11 protein-coding genes and 1 pseudogene are annotated in these 16,583 nt (G+C 54.1%); 5 read left to right on the forward strand and 7 right to left on the reverse strand.

What is annotated here, in order from left to right; all coding sequences use genetic code 11:
• Positions 1-12 precede the first annotated feature (12 nt).
• The 4 genes from KGP24_RS07335 to KGP24_RS07350 all read right to left on the reverse strand — a co-directional run bounded on the left by KGP24_RS07335 (position 13) and on the right by KGP24_RS07350 (position 5,570).
• On the reverse strand, positions 13-1,506 hold the full coding sequence (locus tag KGP24_RS07335; RefSeq protein WP_223562852.1) for a glycoside hydrolase family 32 protein: 1,494 nt from the start codon (positions 1,504-1,506) through the stop codon (positions 13-15).
• Between the two features lie 14 nt (positions 1,507-1,520).
• Complete coding sequence (locus tag KGP24_RS07340) at positions 1,521-2,786, reverse strand: OmpG porin family protein (RefSeq protein ID WP_223562853.1); 1,266 nt, start codon at positions 2,784-2,786, stop codon at positions 1,521-1,523.
• A 92-nt stretch (positions 2,787-2,878) separates the two neighbouring features.
• Entirely contained in the window at positions 2,879-4,312 is a 1,434-nt protein-coding gene (locus tag KGP24_RS07345; protein WP_223562854.1) for a glycoside hydrolase family 32 protein, read from the reverse strand.
• Between the two features lie 19 nt (positions 4,313-4,331).
• Positions 4,332-5,570, reverse strand: coding sequence for an MFS transporter (locus tag KGP24_RS07350; RefSeq protein WP_223562855.1), 1,239 nt, complete (start codon positions 5,568-5,570; stop codon positions 4,332-4,334).
• 241 nt (positions 5,571-5,811) lie between these two features.
• Between KGP24_RS07350 and KGP24_RS07355 the strand changes: the two genes are divergently transcribed.
• Complete coding sequence (locus KGP24_RS07355; protein WP_223562856.1) at positions 5,812-6,807, forward strand: LacI family DNA-binding transcriptional regulator; 996 nt, start codon at positions 5,812-5,814, stop codon at positions 6,805-6,807.
• A 109-nt stretch (positions 6,808-6,916) separates the two neighbouring features.
• On the opposite strand, the pseudogene KGP24_RS07360 reads toward KGP24_RS07355, so the two are convergent.
• Positions 6,917-7,645: pseudogene (locus KGP24_RS07360) on the reverse strand (transposase); the annotation flags it as partial.
• Positions 7,646-7,855: 210 nt separating this feature from the next.
• Between KGP24_RS07360 and KGP24_RS07365 the strand changes: the two are divergent.
• The 3 genes from KGP24_RS07365 to KGP24_RS07375 are packed head-to-tail and all read left to right on the forward strand — an operon-like array spanning position 7,856 to position 11,338.
• A complete protein-coding gene (locus tag KGP24_RS07365) occupies positions 7,856-9,232 on the forward strand; it encodes a glycoside hydrolase family 1 protein (RefSeq protein WP_223562857.1) in 1,377 nt (458 codons plus the stop codon).
• 51 nt (positions 9,233-9,283) lie between these two features.
• On the forward strand, positions 9,284-10,606 hold the full coding sequence (locus KGP24_RS07370) for a PTS transporter subunit EIIC (protein ID WP_223562858.1): 1,323 nt from the start codon (positions 9,284-9,286) through the stop codon (positions 10,604-10,606).
• Between the two features lie 15 nt (positions 10,607-10,621).
• On the forward strand, positions 10,622-11,338 hold the full coding sequence (locus KGP24_RS07375) for a GntR family transcriptional regulator (RefSeq protein WP_223562859.1): 717 nt from the start codon (positions 10,622-10,624) through the stop codon (positions 11,336-11,338).
• 42 nt (positions 11,339-11,380) lie between these two features.
• Here KGP24_RS07375 and ldtB read toward each other — a convergent pair whose 3' ends face one another.
• A complete protein-coding gene (gene ldtB / locus KGP24_RS07380) occupies positions 11,381-12,301 on the reverse strand; it encodes a L,D-transpeptidase (RefSeq protein WP_223562860.1) in 921 nt (306 codons plus the stop codon).
• Positions 12,302-12,523: 222 nt separating this feature from the next.
• Here ldtB and KGP24_RS07385 point away from each other — a divergent pair, with 222 nt between their 5' ends.
• Entirely contained in the window at positions 12,524-14,119 is a 1,596-nt protein-coding gene (locus tag KGP24_RS07385) for an ABC-F family ATPase (protein WP_047061448.1), read from the forward strand.
• Positions 14,120-14,209: 90 nt separating this feature from the next.
• Here the strand turns inward: KGP24_RS07385 and KGP24_RS07390 are convergent, their stop codons facing one another.
• Positions 14,210-16,573, reverse strand: coding sequence for a glycoside hydrolase family 31 protein (locus KGP24_RS07390; protein WP_223562861.1), 2,364 nt, complete (start codon positions 16,571-16,573; stop codon positions 14,210-14,212).
• Positions 16,574-16,583 lie beyond the last annotated feature (10 nt).

Raw genomic sequence — 16,583 nt, forward strand, 5'->3', positions numbered from 1 at the left:
AATAATATCCCGTTAGATCATTTCTTTTATTTTCAACGTCGCGTGAAAATGGTCGTTTTGAGGCAGGCTAATACTCCACGGCTTCTCCTGCATGGAATACATCCGGGTACTGAATGCCGCTTTATTGTTTATATAAAAGACAGCAATTGAGTTTTGAATGAGAACGCGTAACTCAATTTTTTCCCCGATCGGAACGTCCACCCAGGATTCCGCGTTAGCCTGATGAATCGACGCGAGCGGCACGTTGAAAAAATAGACTTTTCCTTTGCTCTTATTGAACACAACATTCAGCATCGCATTACTGACTCTGTCGTCGGTCAGACCAAAGCTCATCACCATTCCGGCAGAAGGAACATCGATGGTTGCGCTCAACTCACCGCGCTCAGGCAAAGCCGGGTACAGCGCCGACTGTAAGGGGCCGAATGACGTGGCCGTTTTTAGCGTTTTAGTGCTCGTTAAGGTGGTCACCGGACCTGGATTCTCACTGATGACCTGCTGAAGTTCCTGGGGCAGGATGCTGTTGAGATGGCCCTGGTCATCTGCGGCGAGCTCATGAGCAACCAGATTCCCTGCCCAGTCAATTTTGCCGCTGTCACTGTTACCGGCTTTCGTCGGGATCCAGCCGAAAACAAACAGCCGATCTTTTTTGAGTACCAGTTTACCCGCGTAAAAACCCGAGCCGTCGACCACATAATTGTCCAGTTTCCGCCACGGCCCCTCCGGATTGTCTGCAACCCGGTATTGTGTCAGGCGTAACGGCCATTGGTCGCTAAAGCTGAGATACCAGCGTCCGTTGAAATAAACCAGTGTCGGGCATTCAAGGTTGGCATTGCTGGTGATGGTGTCGTTATCAAAAAATACGCCGCGATCTTCCCAGTGCTTTAAATCCGTTGAACTGTACCGGGCAATAACCCCACGACCGTTACTGCGCGTAGTAATTAACATCCAGTATTCTTTCTTTTCCTCAACCCAGACGACGTGAGGGTCCCGGAAATCATTACCCCGATAGTTACCGCCGGGTAAAATGGTGTCCTGCGGGTGTTTCACCCAGTGAAGGCGGTCCTTACTGGTTGCGTGCATAATAGATTCAACCGGGAACACATTTTCATTGTGTGCGGTATACCAGGCATGCCAGGTATCGCCGACTTTAATAATCGAACCGGTGCCCAATAACAGTTCAGGATCGTCAACGTCGTTAACGTAGGGGATCACTTCCGAATGGTTCTGATAATCATACAAGTTGGCACTCGAAAAGAGATGAAAAGCATGTACTCCCAGATCGCTGCCGCCGCGGACATCATTAAGATAATAAATATCAAATTTGCCATCGTTAAAAACGGGCATGGGGTCGCCTACGAATGAACCTTCAACCCGCGGAAAAAAGCCATTAATATGGGTTATGCTTTTATTCTGTAATGTCTCTTTCGAAGGCTGTGACCAGGCATGGTTATTGCCGAGCGAAAGCGCAAGCAGAGCGACAGATGCCGCAACTATTAATTTTTTCATGCTACACCTGAATGTCAGAAGTTATAATTCACGCCAACCACTGTAAAAGGATTCCATGAGTGACCGGTTGATGTCCAAAGTCCGGTTTCTTTCGTAAATTGTGCTTTGAATTCACCGTATAATCGCACTTCACCAAATACCGGATAACTCAGCGTGCCACCGATAAACTTATACCGGCCATCATAGAAAACTTCGCTGGCATTGCTGGCGTTATCTATTTTGTCCTGTCCAAATCCAAAATACAGGGAGGTTAATAATGGATACCAGTTTCGCCAGAGCCCGGCCGTGACTTTCCATTCTTCTTCTACAATGTCGCCCCAGCTCTGACGCTCCTGGCGGTTATGGTAATAATAGGGTCGCAAATAGAGTCCGAGATCCGGATTCACGCGGTATTGAATGGCTGGCTCAATTTCGAAAATGTACTGATCCAGATCGCCATTCCCCGGTTCGTTCCCCTGAGGCTGATACTCGCCATATGCGTATCCGGCCAGGCTCCATTTGTTGGACAGTCGCAGGTCCTGCCAGACTTTGAACCGGTTTTTCCAGCGTTTAGTTGCCGTTTCGGAGCCGACCATGACTTCCGTACCGATATTACCTCGCCAGGTTTCGAAAATATGGCCCACAAAAAATTCATTGATGGTATTGGTGCCTTTATAGTCCTGATTACTGAACTGTCCTTTATAACTGTCTTCTCTGGCATTCCAGAAACCGAAATACCAGTTAGGCAATTCATCGTGCCTTAAAAAAGCCTGAATGGTAGCGAGTTTAAACTTGCCGCTGTTTTTCTTATTATTGCTCCAGCGAACGTCGTCAATTTCTATCTGAGACCCGATGTTTCCATGCAGGCCACCCACTTCCATGTTACGACCGATACTGTTCCAGTGAACCGGCGGATCTTCCTGCCTTAAACGCAACAGACTGACGTCTTCAGGGTTATCCCCTTTAGGACGTTTTTTTACTTCAGCTTTGTTATTCTCCGCTGCAGCCGATAACATCACGGGCTTTGACGAGGTCGTGAGTTCAGGTTTTTGACCTGCAGCAACTGGAGAAGACGAAGCACTAAGGGACGGTTGTTCATTGCCTTTATTGGCTGATGATACACTCGTACCGTTGGTGTCTGACTCATCCTGAAAATAGCTTTGATAATTTCCTGTAACGTCTTCAGCAATAGCAGGAAATGCCGCTAATGTCACCATTAATGCCAGCGTCTGTTTTCCTGGAACAAATATGTTTTTATCTTTCGAGGTAATGCAATTTTGAGGTATTACGCTTTCATCCATTTTGCTCTCTCATTATTCCAGACAATAACATGCCAGCCAGAGACTGGCAGAAATAAAAACTCACCCTGCTAGAAACAGGTCGGAACGGAGAATTATTTATCTAAAGACCAGTATCCCGCATCGTATAATGAGGCCACACCCTGATTTGCAAACAATGAAATATCGCGCTCGCCCGGCTGCGGATAAATACGACTGCTTAAGCAAGCGTCACCATCGTTAACAAAAACTTCCACCGATGAGCGGTCAATAAAAATTCGCAGTGACAGAACGCTGTCTGCTGGTAGCGGAATACTGCGAGTGCCTTCCAGCGAATATTCCGGATAGCGACGCTCCACCACCAGACGCCCGGCCTGATCGTCGACGTAAATTCTCAGCCCGTCGCCCAAGGCGATACCAAACTGTTCAGCCGTCGATGTGCTCAAATCCCATGCCAGCTGTACTTCGACCGCGTCGGCATCTGCCGCGACAAGGACGTTCTGATTGTTCAGACAGCGAACGGGCGTGGGATAATAGCTGCCACGCAGCGCGGTCACTTCGGCAGCAGGTTTCATTCTCACACGACCATCGACAAGGCTTAATTCGCGCGGAAGAGAGAGCATTCCGGCCCAGCCATCCTGCTGTTCGGGCATAGGTGATTCCCACATATCCAGCCACCCGATGACAATGCGTCGGCTATCCGGGGTCATGAAACTCTGTGGGGCATAAAAGTCGTGTCCTTGGTCCAGCTCAGTAAATTGTCCGTTGTGGTTGAACGGTTGACCTGGCTGCCAGTCCCCAAGTAAATAGCCACTCTGGAACAGGTTGCGATAGTGATACCCTTCCGCCGCCATGCCCTGTGGCGAGAACATCAGGACACGCTTCCCTCCCAGGGTGAAGAAATCCGGGCATTCCCACATAAAGCCCTTGCCTTCATCAGCCTCGGCGAAAATGCCTTCGTCATGCCATTCGCGGAGATCGGTGGAACGGTACAGTCGCACCTGGCCGGTATTCTCCACGCGGGAGCCGACAACCATGTACCAGAACTCACCTTCACGCCACACCTTCGGATCGCGAAAGTGATGCAGTCCGGGTGGTGTATCAATCACCCAGCCGTGCCGTTCAAAATGAATGCCGTCACGACTGGTCGCCAGACATTGTACCTGGTAGAGATTGTCGTCTGTGTCCGACGGTCCGTGAAATTTATGCCCGGTATAGATGAGCGCCAGCGTATCGCCGTCCACCACGGCGGAGCCGGAGAAACAGCCGTCTTTGTCCGCCGGGCCTTCCGGCGCTAGCGCGACGGGCAGATGTTCCCAATGCACCAGATCTTTGCTTCGGGCGTGCCCCCAGTGCATCGGACCCCATTTCGGGGAGTAGGGATGGTGTTGATAAAAGGCGTGATACCAGCCGTCAAACCATACCAGGCCATTAGGATCATTCATCCAGCCTGCGCGAGGGGCGAGGTGATAGCGCGGATACCAGCGCGGATTAATCCCGGATTGTGCTTTTTCAAGCACCTGTTCAGCCTGTTCTAATAAGGATGTCATCGTCTTTACTCTCAGTACATTACACAGCTTTTTGCTGCAGAAAAGATGGCTCAGATGAGGATTTGGTTGAGCGCAAAAGGAAAATGGAAATAAACGTGGTGCTGAATACCATGATGCCCATGATGAGATAGGATTGGGCGAAGCCAAATCTCTCATAGCTAAAGCCTGCCAGCGGGGACAATACGGTACCAATGACGGAACTGGTGCAGGCAAATCCCACCAGATAAATGGTGGAGGAGAGACGTTTGTCGAAATTCAGACTGTTGTATTTAAATATGGCGACTAACAATATTGGCAGTTCGACCGCGTGAAGCAGTTTGGTAATGGAGATAAGCAGGGGGCCTTCCACCAGCCCGGAAGCAATCATGCGCAGCGCCATCACCATTCCTGCGAATATCAGACCATTTTTAGCGCCAATGCGATTAACCAGCCACGGCGCACAAAACATACCCGCGGCCTCGAGAAAGACCTGGAAAGAGTTTAAATAGCCAAACATCTCGTTCCCTTCGCGTAATGTCGGGAACTGTGACGAGAAATAGACCGGGAATTGCTGATCGTATACGCCGTAAATGCAGGTTCCGACCACGAAGAATATCAGTGCCCAGAAGCGCGGCAGAGTAAGCAGACGTAAGGCGTCTTCCAGAGAAACTTTTTTAGCGCCAATTTCGAGTTTCTCCATGCTTGCCGGCGCGGCTACCTTTAAGCGGGCCAGGAGACAGAAGAAGATTAACCCTGAGCATGAAGCTACCAGGAAGTTAAGGTCAGGGTTGATATTAAACAGTAACCCGGCAAAAAACGTAGCGACAGCCCAGCCCAAAGACCCCCACATGCGTGCCCGCCCAAACTCAAAGGTACTTTGACGCGCAACGCGCTCGGTATAAGACTCCAGAACGCCGATACCGCCATTAAACGTCAGCCCGATAAATAATCCCCCGAATACGCTGCCCAGCAGAATATTAACGTTCAGCAAATAGCTAAAAAGCAGATAAGCCGGGCCGGAGAGGATCAACAGCGCGGTGATAAACCATAACAAATGTTTGCGCAGTCCGAGTCGGTCCTGGATAAAGCCATAACATACCTGCGCGAAGAGTGCGGAGACGGATAAAACTGAAAAAATAATGCCGGTTTCCGATGCCTTTAGCCCCACTTCCTGGTGAAGCCAGATTGAGAGCAGTGAACTTGATGAGGACCAGGTCACAAAGAAAAAGAACAGCAGAGCGCTGAGCAGCAAGTAGCTTCGAGTAGGCCGTTTTTTCATCTACGTAATCTCGTAAGAAGGATATGTTAATATGGTAACGTTAACATTTTAGAGGTACACTCGATTTTGATTTGTTAGTCGATGTTAATCACAAAAGTTAACGTTAACATTAAAGTGTTGAGATCTAGCTCAAATTTTTCAGAGTGGCCTGCATAACTTTGGGTGTCGGTGCCTAGAATAGGGCATTCGCATTTGCTCACAACACCTTACCAGGTGGAATGCATTCAGATAATGGAAAACTATGGCGTCTTTAAAGGATGTGGCCAAACTGGCCAATGTATCGCTCATGACGGTCTCACGGGTGCTGAATGACCCGAAACGCGTAAAGCCTGAGACTCTGGCTCGGGTACAAGAGGCGATACTGCAGTTAAATTATGTGCCAGACCTCTCAGCCCGGCAGATTCGTCGTGTTGGCACCCGGAACAAAACAATTGGTGTACTTGCGCTGGATACCGTCACCACTCCTTTTTCGGTAGAAATCACGCTGTCTATCGAAGAAACCGCACGGGCGTATGGCTGGAACAGCTTTGTGGTGAATATGTTTACCGATGATAATCCTGACGATATTGTCGACTTGCTGCTCGCCCATCGACCCGGGGGGATCATTTTTACTACCATGGGGCTGCGTGAAGTAAGCATTCCTCCCCGGTTACTGGAGCTTCCTTGCGTCCTGGCCAACTGTGAGAACAAGGGAGAGCCGGTTGCCAGCTATATACCTGACGATGAACATGGCCAGTATACGGCCGTACAGGCACTGCTGGCAGCAGGATACAGCCGCCCTCTCTGCCTGCATTTACCTGTCAACCATCTGGCGACGCGTCGTCGTCGTCGGGGGCTTGACCGCGCCTGCCGAGAAGCCGGTATCGATCCTGATACGCTTGAGCACTGCTATATGCAATTCGGCGATGAGCACTACCGGGATATTCCGGAGATGCTGCTGGCGCATATCGATCAGGGGAAACCGCGATTTGATTCGGTCATCTGTGGTAACGATCGTATTGCATTTATGGTGTATCAAACATTGTTAACGCAGGGTATCCGAATCCCACAGGATATTGCCGTTCTTGGCTACGACAATCTTGTAGGTATCGGAAATTTATTTTTACCCCCGCTATCCACGGTCCAGCTGCCGCATTATGAAATCGGGCGCTTAAGTACATTGCACATTATCAATGGCGACACTCACCGGGATAAAGTGATAGTCGAGAGTCCTTGGCTTCCTCGCGAGTCAATCTAGTTGTATTTTATTTGGCCAAATACCTTGCGGATGAGTTGCCTTACACTGCGTGGAAGAGTGCATGAGGGAATATCTGACGATCATTGTTGCCTTTATGATTTCAGGCGTACAGAAAACGCGTGACCTGAACGCCTGAAATCCCGAATTCGGTGACACGTGAAGTCATCCACACTGGTCAGGCACTTGATCCTGCGACCTGTAGCCAGCGTGTCCATTACGAAATCTATTGAGCAGGTCAGGTTGGGCGCCGCCGGGCGGAGCAGCGGCAGATGCTCCATTGCCAGACCTTTACGACGCCGTCTGCGTTTTACGCCCAGCCCGCTGAGATGATAAAGGCGGTACACGCGCTTGTGATTAACATGAAGGCCTTCATGGCGCAGTAACTGCCAGATGCGGCGCTAGCCAAAACGCCGGCGCTCCAGTGCAAGCATCCGTGATGCGCCCGGATAACTGCGCATCAGTCGCCGGACGCTGAGCCTCATAGCGGTAGGTCGACAGAGACAAACCTGTAAGCCTGCAGGCACGACGTTGCGACAGATCGGTCGCATCACACATAAACTTAACGGCGTCTGTCGTCAGTACTTTCGCCCAAGAGCCACCTGAAGCGCCTCCTTATCCAGCATGGCTTCGGCAAGCAGCTTCTTGAGTCTTGCGTTCTCTTCCTCAAGCGACTTCAGGCGCTTAACCTCGGGCACCTCCATACCGCCATACTTCTTACGCCAGGTATAAAAGGTGGCATCGGAAATGGCGTGCTTAGGCAGAGCTCACGGGCAGAAACCCCGGCTTCAGCTTCGCGGAGGATACTGATGATCTGTTCGTCGGAAAAACGCTTCTTCATGGGGATGTCCTCATGTGGCTTATGAAGACATTACTAACATCGCGGTGTATTAATCAACGGGGAGCAGGTCAACTTTAATATGACACGACCCCAGGCGTCTTCTTTCCAACATATCTCACAAAAAACGATCCTCCTCTTTGATCCACATTTCATCTTCGCCTATATGACTAGTCATGAATTTTTAAATGAATAGTCATATTGGGAGGGAATATGAACAATCAGCTGCCGGCCAATTTTTTATGGGGCAACTCGGTGTCAAGCATGCAGACGGAAGGAGCCTGGAACGAGGGTGGGAAAGGCATGTCGGTGTACGACATTCGCGAAGCCGGGGAGAACATCTCCGACTGGAAAGTCGCGACCGACTCCTATCACCGCTACCGGGAAGATTTCGACCTGATGCAGGATCTTGGCATGAACTGCTACCGCTTTCAGATCTCATGGAGCCGCGTCTGTCCGCAGGGCGACGGCGAGTTTAACGACGAAGGCATCGCGTTTTACGACCGTTTTATCGACGATCTGATCGCCCGCGGCATTGAGCCGATGATCTGCCTCTACCACTTCGACATGCCTCTGGCGCTGGCGCAGGAGTACAACGGCTTCAACGATCGCCGCGTGATGGAGTCCTTTATCCGCTACGGCAAAAAGATGATCGACTGCTATGGCGACCGCGTGAAGTACTGGCTGACCTTCAACGAGCAGAATATCTTCCATATGCCGGAGGCCTTCCGCATTTCCGGCTATATGAAAGGCGAGAAAACCCTGCGCGAGCTTTACGAGCTGCAGCATCATACGATGGTGGCGCACATGGCGCTGACCGAATATCTGCACCAGACCAGACCGGGCCAGCTTATGGGCGGTATGCTGGCGCACCAGCTCATCTACCCGGCCACCTGCAAACCGCGCGATATCTTCTGCGCCCAGCAGTACGACGAGTTTCTCAACCAGAATCTGCTGCGCGTTTTCGCAGGGCAGGGCTACAGCCCGGCGGTGATGGCGGTGGTGGAGCAGGAGGGCTTTGGTGATATCTATCGCGCCGAGGATCTCGCGCTGCTGGCGCGCACCAGAAACGACTATATGGCCTTCAGCTACTACGCCAGCAAAACGCTGGACAGCGATGCGATCCCGGAAGGCACCCCGGTGAACTATTACCTGCTGCACGGCGAGAAAAATAACCCGTACCTGAAGGCCACCGAGTGGAACTGGCAGATCGATCCGCTGGGCTTTCGCACCATCATCACCCGCTACGCCAACGACTGGCGGATGCCGGTATTCCCGATCGAAAACGGCATCGGGGTGATTGAGTCCTGGGACGGCGTGAACCCGATTGAGGACACCTACCGCATCGACTACCACCGGGCGCATATCAATGCCATGAAGGAGGCGATGTTCGAGGACGGGGCAGAGGTGATCGGCTACCTCGGCTGGGGCTTAATCGACATTCTCAGCTCCCAGGGCGACATGCGTAAGCGCTACGGCGTGGTCTATGTCAATCGTGAAAACCACGACCTGAAAGACCTGAAGCGCGTGCCGAAGAAGAGCTACGCGTGGTTAAAACAGGTTATCCATACCAACGGACGCGAGATGTAAGCCGTACGCTGCCGGGCCGTTTTTGTGACTGATTGATGGGAACTATCCGCTATGTCTGAAACAAAAATAACACCGCACATGCAGTCTTTTGTCGATAAGTTTGTAGAGTTCTCGGCGCGCCTGGCAAACCAGGTGCACCTTCGCTCCCTGCGCGACGCTTTCGCCACGGTGATGCCCATTTTCATCCTCGCCGGCCTGGCGGTGCTGGTGAACAACGTGGTATTTCCGTGGATTTTTCACGGCGACACGCTCGCGCAGTTTAAGGTGTGGGGCGAGGCGATTATCAACGGCACGCTGAACATCGCCGCGCTGCTGCTGGCCCCGATGATTGCCTGGTCGCTGGCGCGCAACAAAGATTTCGACAATCCGGTCTCGGCAGTGGTTATCGCCGTCAGCAGCTTCATCATCATGATGCCTATGCGCCTACAGATTACGCCCGTCGGCAGCGACGCCGCGGTGAACGTCACCCAGGTGCTGACGTTCGCCAATATTGGCTCAACCGGGATCTTCGCCGGGGTGCTGATCGGGCTGCTCTCAACGGAGCTGTTTATCACCATTTCGCGGCTCAAGGCGCTGCACATTTCCCTCGGGGAAAACGTGCCTCCGGCGGTGAGCAAATCCTTTACCGCGCTGATCCCGACCATCCTCACGCTCTCCCTGTTCGCGGTGCTGGCGGCCGTGCTGGCAAACGTGCTGCACACGGACCTGATCCATCTCATAACGACCTTTATCCAGCAGCCGCTGCGGCTGATCAACACCAGCCTGCCGGGGACGATTTTCATCTACAGCTTCGGTAACTTCCTGTTCACGCTTGGTATTCATCAGTCTGTCGTCAACAGCGTGGTGCTGGAGCCGTTCCTGCTGATCAACACCAACGAGAACATGCTGGCCTTCGCCAACGGCCAGCCAATTCCGCATATCATCAACAACATCTTCGTGCCGACGTTCGGCATGGTGGGCGGCACGGGCAGCACGATCTCGCTGCTGATTGCCATCTTTATCTTCTCCCGACAAAAGTCGGCGAAGCAGGTGGCGCGTCTGTCGCTGGCGCCCGGTTTATTCAACATAAACGAGCCGGTGATTTTTGGCCTGCCGATTGTGTTTAACCTGCCGCTGATGATCCCGTTTGTGCTGCTGCCCGCCATCGGCATTTACTTCGCCTGGCTTTGCACCACCCTGGGGTTAATGTCGCGCTGCGTAGTGATGATCCCGTGGACCACACCGCCAATTCTCAGCGCCTGGCTGGCCACGGCGGGAGACTGGCGGGCGGTGGTGGTGCAGTTGGCAATCATCATATTTGGTGTATTCTTCTACCTGCCTTTCCTCAAAATTGCCGAGCGAGTGGCCTTGAAAAACAGCGGGATAGAAAACTAACTGAAAGGAAGGACGATGGCGGCGAAGTACATCACCATAGCGCGGGAAATCAAGAAACGCATTATCAGCCAGCAGTACGCCGCCCATGAACCGCTTCCGGACCAGTTTGCGCTGGCGGCTGAGTTTAGCACCAGCCGGATGACCATCCAGCAGGCGATGCGCCAGCTGATTGTTGAAGGTCTGGTTTATACCCGTCAGGGGCAGGGCACCTTTATCCGCAAAAACTTCCTGCAGCTCTCGCAGTGGGATCTCTCCGGCAGCGACTATTTCGGTGCGACCAAAACCTGGGCGCATCTGGGCACGGTGACCAGCCGGGTGGTGCATTTCGAGCTGCGCTTCCCGAACGACAAAGAGCAGGCGTCGCTGATGATTAACGCCGATGCGCCGATCTATGACTTCATTCGTCTACGCTTGCTGAACGGCGAACCTATGTCGCTGGATTCCACCGTGATGCCGATGAATCTGGTACCGGGCCTGACGAAAACCCATCTTGAAGGTTCGGTGTTCCAGTACGTGCAGGAGACGCTGGGGCTGAAAATTATGGGGTCATACCGGGTGGTGCGGGCGCTTAAGCCCAGCGCGCTGGACAGGGAGCATCTGGTCTGCGAGGAAACCGATCCGGTGCTGGAGGTGGAGCAGGTCATTTATCTGGAGGATGGCACGCCGCTGGAGTATGCCCACTGCCACTATCGGTACGACCACGGCGGGATAGTCATCGTGAATAACGGATAAAAAAAAGCGGGCAACGAGGCCCGCTTTTTTAATGCTTCTCTATCAGTTCAAACGCACCGGCATACCGGAGCGGTTCTGCACGGCCTGGTCAACAATCGCCGTTTCTACGTCTGGCTGAGAAGTCACCGCCTGCACCGCGCTGTTCAGCGTAACAGGAACGACTTCGTTATTGTTGATCTGGTCTTCGCTGGTGGACAGCGGGTTGTGCACTTCAATGTAGCGGCTGCCGTCTGGCTCTGAGGTCGCCTTCACTGGTTCGTTGATGAACTGCACGCGCGTACCGACCGGCACGTTTTCGAACAGGAATTTGATGTCGTCGTTACGCAGGCGCACGCAGCCGTGGCTTACGCGCAGGCCGATGCCGAAGTTGGCGTTGGTACCGTGGATAGCGTACAGGCGGCCAATATACAGCGCGTACAGGCCCATTGGGTTATCCGGGCCTGCCGGTACAACGGCTGGCAGCGGTTCGCCCGCAGCGATGTATTCCGCGTGCATTTTGGCAGTTGGGGTCCAGGTTGGGCCCGCTTTCTTACGCTCAACTTTGGTGGTCCAGTTCAGCGGAGTGTCTTTGCCCAGCTGGCCGATACCGATTGGCAGCACGATCACGGTGTTGGTGCCTTTCGGGTAGTAATACAGACGCATTTCGGCGCTGTTAATCACGATACCTTCATGAACGGTATCCGGCAGGATCAGCTGCTGAGGAATATTCAGCACGGTACCCGCTTTCGGCAGATACGGGTCAACGCCCGGGTTCGCTTCCAGCATGTTAGACAGACCCAGCTGGTACTGCGCAGCAAAATACTCCAGCGGCTGAGAGTTACCTTCTGGTACCGTCACAACCTGGTTCTGGCCCACCAGACGGCTACCGTCTGTTGGCAGGGGATACGTCACCGCAGACGCGGTCTTACAAAAACCTACTACGGCTAACGCCGCCGCAAAAAGCGTTGTTAATTTCATGTTCATGTTGTGCGAGGTATCTAAGCCATTCTGGCGATGAGTTGATAAGTCTGAATCTGTGATGGGAGCGCATTATATGTGCATTCCCGCTTACAGGGAATTCAGATGTGTACGAAATCACATTTTTTTCGACTTTGTTAAAGTTTAGTGGATTGCCGCAACACGGGATCTCAATTCGGAATTGTGGCATAATGCCGTGTTTATCACACTTTTCGCAGGAATCTCCCCGTGTTAGTTACCAGCAACGTCACTATGCAGTTTGGCAGTAAGCCGCTGTTCGAAAATATTTCCGTCAAATTTGGCGGCGGCAACCGTTACGGCCTGATTGGTGCCAACGGTAGCGGTAAATCCACCTTTATGAAGATCCTCGGCGGTGACCTGGAGCCGACGCTCGGTAACGTATCGCTCGACCCTAACGAGCGTATCGGTAAGCTGCGTCAGGATCAGTTCGCCTTCGAAGAGTTCACCGTGCTCGACACCGTGATCATGGGGCATGGGGAGCTGTGGGAAGTGAAGCAGGAGCGCGATCGCATTTACGCGCTGGCCGAAATGAGCGAAGAAGACGGCTATAAGGTGGCCGATCTGGAAACGCAGTATGGTGAGATGGACGGCTACTCTGCGGAAGCGCGCGCGGGCGAGCTGCTGCTGGGCGTAGGTATTCCGGTTGAACAGCATTACGGCCCGATGAGCGAAGTCGCGCCAGGCTGGAAGCTGCGCGTGCTGCTGGCACAGGCGCTGTTCTCTAACCCGGACATCCTGCTGCTCGACGAACCGACGAACAACCTGGACATCGACACCATCCGCTGGCTGGAGCAGACGCTGAACGATCGCGACAGCACCATGATCATCATTTCGCACGACCGTCACTTCCTGAACATGGTCTGTACGCACATGGCGGATCTGGACTACGGCGAGCTGCGCGTTTATCCGGGCAACTACGACGAATACATGACGGCGGCCACCCAGGCGCGTGAACGTCTGCTGGCGGATAACGCCAAGAAGAAAGCGCAGATTGCTGACCTGCAGTCCTTCGTCAGCCGCTTTAGCGCCAACGCCTCTAAGTCGCGCCAGGCTACCTCCCGTGCGCGTCAGATTGACAAAATCAAGCTGGACGAAGTCAAAGCCTCCAGCCGTCAGAACCCGTTTATCCGCTTCGAGCAGGACAAGAAACTGTTCCGTAACGCGCTGGAAGTGGAAGCCCTGGCAAAAGGCTTTGAGAACGGCCCGCTGTTTAAAAAATTCAACCTGCTGCTGGAAGTGGGCGAGAAGATTGCCATCCTCGGCGCCAACGGCGTGGGTAAATCCACCATGCTGAAAACCCTGGTCGGCGAACTGCAGCCGGACAACGGCACCGTGAAGTGGTCTGAAAACGCGCAGATTGGTTACTACGCTCAGGACCATGAGTACGAGTTCGAAAACGACCTCACCGTCTTCGACTGGATGAGCCAGTGGAAGCAGGAGGGCGACGACGAGCAGGCGGTGCGCAGCATTCTGGGTCGTCTGCTGTTCAGCCAGGACGACATCAAAAAGCCGGCTAAAGTGCTTTCCGGTGGCGAGAAGGGCCGCATGCTGTTCGGCAAGCTGATGATGGAAAAACCGAATATCCTGGTGATGGACGAACCGACTAACCACCTGGATATGGAATCGATCGAATCCCTGAACATGGCGCTGGAGATGTATCAGGGCACCCTGATCTTCGTCTCTCATGACCGTGAGTTCGTCAGCTCGCTGGCGACCCGCGTGATCGAAATTACGCCAGAGCGCGTGGTGGACTTCACCGGTAACTACGAAGACTACCTGCGCAGTAAAGGTATCGAGAACTAAAAAAAGCCGGGTGGCGGTTTCGCCTTACCCGGCCTACGTTCTATTCCCTCTCCCTGTGGGAGAGGGTCAGTTTGAGGGCATCAGGCCGCACTAGGCCACCCATTCATCCCCTTCAATCCCGTTCACCAGCAGCTTACGTTTTTCCCCTACAGGCAACGACACCTTCAGTACCTTCCACGCCGGACGATAATCCCCGCGCGCGTTCACCTTCAGGTTGATGGTTGCGCCGTCGCACACCATTTCCCATTCCACCCACAGCGCATTGCCGTTCTGGTAGCCCCAGCTTTCGCCGTCGTCTTCAAACAGCATGCCTGAGGATGTCCCGGCGCCCTTCACCGGGAACAGCTTCAGCTCGCGGGTGTTGTCTTTTTCAGCGGACACGTGGGTAATGCGTTCGCTTAGCGGCAGAGCAGCACCGGCGCGCACCAGCAGCGGCAGTTTTTCCAGCGGCGCGTCGAGGACGATCGACTGGCCGCCAGCAAACCACGCGTGGGTGTAAAAATCGTACCAGCCCGTTTCGTTATCCGGCAGCCAGACGCGGCGCTCGCGCTGCCCGGCTTCGACGACGCTGGCCACCAGCAGGTCGCGGCCCAGCAGGAAGTCATCGCACTCTTCAAAGGTCTGCGCATCGTGCTCGTGATCGAGGAAGGTTGGGCGCAGCATCGGCTCGTCGTCGGCGTGCGCCTGCCAGAGCAGGGTGTAGAGGTAGGGCAGCATGCGGTAGCGCAGCTCAACCGCGCCGCGAATGGCGGGCGTGACGCCCGGGTACATCCACGGTTCGTTCACGGTATGGTCATCGTTCCACGAGTGGATGGTAAAGCGCGGGTGCATCACGCCGTTCTGCACCCAGCGAACGAACAGCTCGGCGTCCGGCTTGTCGCCGGAGAAACCGCCTACGTCGTGACCGACGTTGAACAGCCCGGACAGGCTCATGCCCAGCCCCATGCGGATGTTATAGCGCAGGGTGTCCCAGCTGGTGCGGTTGTCGCCGCTCCAGGTCTGAACGTAGCGCTGCATCCCGGCGCAGCCGGAGCGGGAGATGAGATACGGACGTTTTTCTGGTGCGAAACGCTGCTGCGCTTCCAGCGAGGCGCGCATCATCAGCAGCGGCATCACCGGGCGAATGTGCTTGATGGCAATCTCCTTGCCGAAGCCAAAGCAGCGCGCTTCCCCGTCCCACACTTCGTACTCGTTGTTGTCGTTCCAGGTGGAGTCGATGCCCATCTCCAGCAGCTGCGTGGTGACGCCGTTCTGCCACCACTGCACCGTCTGCGGGTTGGTAAAGTCGAGGTGTGAGCCTTCGTCATCCCAGAAGCTGGAACGTTCCGGTGCATCGGTTTCTGAATCGCGAATGAACAGGCCGCTCTCCGCCACTTCGTTATAGCGCGGATGGTCCTGCAGCAGGCACGGCTTGATGTTCGCTGCAAGCTTCAGTCCCGCGTCGTGAAACGCCTGACTCATCACCTTCGGCTGCGGCACCTTGTCGTAGTTCCAGTTGAAGACGTAGCGCTTGCCGTTGATGGAGGTATAGCCGGAGGAGAGCTGGAACGAGTCGCACGGAATGGCATGTTCTTCGCACAGGCGAATGAAGTTCATCAGCTGGTTTTGGGCGTCCGGCGCGTCGGTGTAATGCATGGTAGAGCCGCTGTATCCCAGGCTCCATTTTGGACCGAACAGCGTTTTTCCGGTCAGACGCACGAAGGCCTTGGTGACGTCCAGCACACGCTTGCCGGTAAAGATGTAGTAATCGATATCGCCCGCTTCCGCCTGCCAGCGACGATAGGCGGTGTGGTAGTTGTCGATTTCGTTACCCAGATCCAGCCAGCAGCTGCTCAGGTTGTCATAGAACAGGCCGTAGCTGACGTCGTCGCGGCGGGCGATAGTGAACGGAATATGCTTGTAGAGCGGGTCGGTGCTGGCCGCGTTGTACCCCATTGCGTCGAGGTTGCGCATCTCGTAGCGTTTACCGTTGCGCTGCAGATCGCCCGCTTTCTCGCCCAGGCCGTAGAAACGCTCATCCTTACGACGGCTGAGGTAGTGCGCTACGCCGTCGCCGTGGGCGTTCAGCAGGTAGGCGCTGGTGGGGCGGTCATTGACCAGCGGCTGCCACTCGCCCGCTTCATTGCGGTAGTGCCACTCCAGCCACAGCGGCTGGTGGACCGTCACGCGCAGCTGTTCGGTTGCCACGGTTAGCGTCTCGCCTTGCTGCGTCAGCGTCCAGGCCGGGCAGGAGAAACCGCTTATATCGTCACGACGGCGGCCTTCCCACGGCACGTCTTTTTCCGGCGCGATGCTCCAGGTGCGGTCAAGCGCCAGCTCGCCTTTGCGTTTGATCAGCACGCGGAACAGGTTCTCTTCCAGCACATACAGGCACAGGCGGTGCTGGTTATCGACCAGCAGTTCAATATGGTTTGCCGACTGCGTATCAATGGTCCAGTTTTTCAGGGTTTTCATATGCAATACA

The organism is Enterobacter sp. JBIWA008 (genome assembly GCF_019968765.1).
In the GTDB taxonomy this organism is placed as follows: Bacteria; Pseudomonadota; Gammaproteobacteria; order Enterobacterales; family Enterobacteriaceae; genus Enterobacter.

Coding starts and splice junctions, on each gene's coding strand:
- KGP24_RS07390 (WP_223562861.1), bottom strand. CDS start 16,573: ATGAAAACCCTGAAAAACTGGACCATTGATACGCAGTCGGCAAACCAT.
- ldtB (WP_223562860.1), bottom strand. CDS start 12,301: ATGAACATGAAATTAACAACGCTTTTTGCGGCGGCGTTAGCCGTAGTA.
- KGP24_RS07350 (WP_223562855.1), bottom strand. CDS start 5,570: ATGAAAAAACGGCCTACTCGAAGCTACTTGCTGCTCAGCGCTCTGCTG.
- KGP24_RS07370 (WP_223562858.1), top strand. CDS start 9,284: ATGTCTGAAACAAAAATAACACCGCACATGCAGTCTTTTGTCGATAAG.
- KGP24_RS07365 (WP_223562857.1), top strand. CDS start 7,856: ATGAACAATCAGCTGCCGGCCAATTTTTTATGGGGCAACTCGGTGTCA.
- KGP24_RS07375 (WP_223562859.1), top strand. CDS start 10,622: ATGGCGGCGAAGTACATCACCATAGCGCGGGAAATCAAGAAACGCATT.
- KGP24_RS07340 (WP_223562853.1), bottom strand. CDS start 2,786: ATGGATGAAAGCGTAATACCTCAAAATTGCATTACCTCGAAAGATAAA.
- KGP24_RS07355 (WP_223562856.1), top strand. CDS start 5,812: ATGGCGTCTTTAAAGGATGTGGCCAAACTGGCCAATGTATCGCTCATG.
- KGP24_RS07345 (WP_223562854.1), bottom strand. CDS start 4,312: ATGACATCCTTATTAGAACAGGCTGAACAGGTGCTTGAAAAAGCACAA.
- KGP24_RS07335 (WP_223562852.1), bottom strand. CDS start 1,506: ATGAAAAAATTAATAGTTGCGGCATCTGTCGCTCTGCTTGCGCTTTCG.